The 2,650-nt window shown below is 49.1% G+C and carries 3 protein-coding genes; all 3 read left to right on the plus strand.

The features are described from left to right. Nucleotides 1-701 (plus strand): acyl carrier protein (locus V7051_RS24490; RefSeq protein ID WP_333879376.1); only part of this gene is annotated, 701 nt, incomplete at its 5' end. Nucleotides 702-710: 9 nt separating this feature from the next. After that, entirely contained in the window at nt 711-1,631 is a 921-nt protein-coding gene (locus V7051_RS24495; protein ID WP_333879375.1) for an aspartyl/asparaginyl beta-hydroxylase domain-containing protein, read from the plus strand. 223 nt (nt 1,632-1,854) lie between these two features. Further along, nucleotides 1,855-2,650: polyketide synthase (locus tag V7051_RS24500; RefSeq protein ID WP_333879374.1), on the plus strand; the 796-nt coding region annotated here is incomplete at its 3' end.

A 2,650-nucleotide genomic window follows, 5' to 3' on the forward strand; every position in this document is an offset into this window, starting at 1 on the left:
TGGCGCATCAGCGAAGGCTGCAAGGGCTGGCGGCCCTGAGCATCAACTGGGGGCCCTGGGGCGAGGTCGGGATGGCGGCGCGTTTATCGGTAAATGCCAACCATTGGCAAACTCAAGGCGTCGAGCCAATTAACCCACAAACGGCATTACAGGCCTTATTGCAGTTATTGAACGACAATTCACTCCAGGTTGCGTTAATGCAAATCGATTGGCCGCAGTTCAGTCGGAATTATCCGTCGGCATTGCTTAATAATTTGGTGCAAGTTCAAACTTTAGCAAAATCTGAACTAAGCTTTATCGAGCGACTCAATGCGCAGCCTGCGGAGCAACAACGCGATTACCTGAATGAATGGCTGCGCGAGCAGGTTTGCACCGTACTGGCTTTGCCTAAATCCACGCCTATCGAATCCCGGCAGCGCCTGTTCGATTTTGGACTGGATTCGTTGATGTCGGTAGAGTTAAAGAATCGTCTGGATAATGCTACGGCGAAGAAGCTGCGCTCGACTTTGATTTTCGATTACCCGACTTTGGAGGTTTTGGGCAAACATTTGGCTGAACAGGTGTTGGCAATCGCCGATAAAAAGCAGGATCAGCCTGTCGATAAACTGCAAAAAGACCAGGATTTATTCGAGCTTAGCGGCTTGTTAGACGCATTGGAAAACAGTTCCGATGATGAAGTTACTCAACAATTAATGAACTAGGAGCATTGCATGGTACCTGATGATTGTGAAACACGCGAAGGACAGCTACAAAAAGATATTGTCCATATTATGCAGCAAGGCGGTTATTGGGACGCGATCATGGATGGCGATTCTTCACTGGATAGGGTCAAAGTTTTCTTGCGGACATTGGCGGGTGAAATACCGGCAATTGTCAACGACATGCAAAAACCGAATGTATTGCCGCTTTTCCCCGGCCTTAACTACCAGCCGGTACACGATAAAGCCGATTATCCTTGGGCTGCCCAGCTTGAGAGCGCTTTTGCGACGATTCGGGATGAAATCTTAAATATACCGGCAGAATGCGATTTTCTAGGTTACGAAGGCGGTTTGGCCGCTGCAAATATGTGGTCGGTGATCCCTATGTATTACATGGGAACGCCTATTCATGATTTTCAAAAATATTGCCCGAAAACAGTCGAAATCGTAAAAAGCTTGCCGGAACATTGTTTTGATTATCCTTGGGGCGATTGTCTGTTTTCACGTCAGGCCGGAGGCTCTCATCTTATCGCTCATTGCAGTATCGATGCCTTTCGGTTACGTGCGCATTTAGGTTTGGATGTGCCGGAAGACTGTGAAATGCGGGTTGAGAACAATTTGCTGCATTGGCGTAATGGCGAGGTTTTTATTTTTGAAGACTCATTCGAACATGAAGTCTGGAATCGTAGCGATAAGCCGCGTACGGTGTTGATCATCGATTTTTGGCATCCCGATTTAACGGACGTTGAGAAACAGGCATTGATGGCCGGTTTTAGAAAATACGAGATGCGTGCGATGATGTGCAAATTCCGCTTGGGCGATCACAGGGAACGGTTTGAACCGCTGTTATTGGCACAGTTTAAGGAAGAAGACCGGAGTTTGGATACGGCCCGTTATTGGCCGAAGGCTGATCGGTTGGCCTATATAATCTGAAAAACAATTTTAAATATATTATTCACCACGAAGGCACGAAGAACGCGAAGTTTTTTATCTTCGTGCCTTCGTGCCTTCGTGGTGAATGAAAAACCTTCAGGCAACTAAGAATATTTGAATGCTTGTTCTATTATGTAAAGTCATATTAAATCCGTTTAATCAATCTATTCGTAAATTCAGCATCCGTTGAGCCGTTACCAAACTCCAGCAACCACAAATTCTCATGGCAGAAGATAATTTAGCACAAAGAATGGCGCAGTTTTCCGCAGTCAAATTGGCGCTGTTGGCCGAACAATTAGGCCCGCAACGGGAAATCATCCAATCCGAGCCTATTGCCATTGTCGGTTTGGGCTGCCGCCTTCCTGGGGGCATCGATACGCCGGAACGCTACTGGCAAGCCTTGAGCGAAGGTATCGATGCGATGGCGGAGGTTCCTGCCGACCATTGGAGCCAGCAGGATTATTTTTCGGCTGAACCGAATCAATCGGGAAAAATCTCCAGCCCTTTAGGCGGCTATTTAAAAAACGTTTACGATTTCGATCCGCAGTTTTTCGGCATTTCGCCGCGTGAAGCCTTATCGCTCGATCCGCAGCAGCGTTTGCTGTTGGAAGTTGCCTGGGAAGCGTTGGAAAATGCAGGTCAATCCGCCGAGCAATTGTTTGACAGCGCGGCCGGCGTGTTTGTCGGCATAGGCGCGTACGATCATGGTTTGCGTCTGTTGGGCGGCGACGATGCCGAGGCGATTGACGCATATTACGGCACCGGCAATGCATTTAGTGCCGCCGCAGGCCGGTTGTCCTATATCTTGGGTTTTACCGGTCCGAGCATGGCGGTCGACACCGCCTGTTCGTCGTCGTTGACCGCCGTGCACCTGGCTTGCCAAAGCCTCAAGCAGCGCGAATGCCGGTTGGCCTTGGCCGGAGGTGTTAATTTAATGCTGGCTCCGGCTTTGAGCATTAATTTTTCCCAAGCGGGCATGCTGTCGCCGGACGGCCATTGCAAAACTTTCGACGGGTCGG

Source organism: Methylobacter sp., from assembly GCF_036845245.1.
Taxonomy (GTDB): Bacteria; Pseudomonadota; Gammaproteobacteria; order Methylococcales; family Methylomonadaceae; genus Methylobacter_A.

Bases quoted from the DNA above. Each gene is read 5' to 3' on its own strand.
- V7051_RS24495 (WP_333879375.1), top strand. From the start codon at position 711: ATGGTACCTGATGATTGTGAAACACGCGAAGGACAGCTACAAAAAGAT.